This is a genomic window from Roseateles sp. GW835-FHT13E02 (assembly GCF_058794035.1).
Window position 1 is genome coordinate 1 of the sequence record NZ_JBXAGJ010000054.1, and the last position, 739, is coordinate 739.

The window sequence follows — 739 nt, forward strand, 5'->3', positions numbered from 1 at the left end:
ACCTAGCCTGGTGCGACGAGCGACTGGCCGCGCATGAGCAGGAGAACCCGGAGGTGCGTCGCGCCGGGCAGCTCATGGGCATCGGCCCCGTTGGCGCATCAGCGGCCGTCGCCACAGTCGGGGACTTCAAACAATTCAAGAGCGGAGCCCAGTTCGGCGCCTGGCTGGGTCTGGTGCCCAAGCAGCACTCCAGCGGTGGCAAGCCTCACCTGGGCACCATCACCAAGCGCGGCGATGCCTATCTGAGGACCTTGCTGATCCAGGGCGCCAAATCCGTGGTCAACACCGCCCACACGCGTAGCGATCCGATCTCGCGTTGGGTCTTGGCCCTCAAGGAGCGCTCGGGCTGGCAGAAGGCGGTCGTCGCCCTGGCCAACAAGAACGCCCGCATCCTCTGGGCCGTCATGACCCGCGGCGAGCGCTTCGATCCCCATCACATCAGCATCAAGCCCGGCGCCGCCATACCGAGCTGAGTCTCCAACTTCCATGCACGACGACACACAGAAGATGCACTGACAGGTCAGACCGGCAGCAGGCAAGCTCGACTAACCAGTGGTGGCGCGCGGTCTTCGGACCCAGTCCACGCGAATGGAATGGAGCCCTGCTGAGCGGTTCGTATCTGGGTCCGCAGCGCCAGGGCACCTGCCAGCGACTGCAACAAGGCCGTCTGTAGAGTGGCAGTCTGTTCTCTGTTCAGCCCTTCGTCCGAGTCGGCGTGTGCAATCCAGATCAATCGGGG

The 739-nt window shown here is 64.5% G+C and carries 1 protein-coding gene; it reads left to right on the top strand.

Annotated features, from left to right (window positions below):
* Positions 1-473 (top strand): IS110 family RNA-guided transposase (locus tag AC1Q6P_RS23980; RefSeq protein WP_492666273.1); only part of this gene is annotated, 473 nt, incomplete at its 5' end.
* Positions 474-739 lie beyond the last annotated feature (266 nt).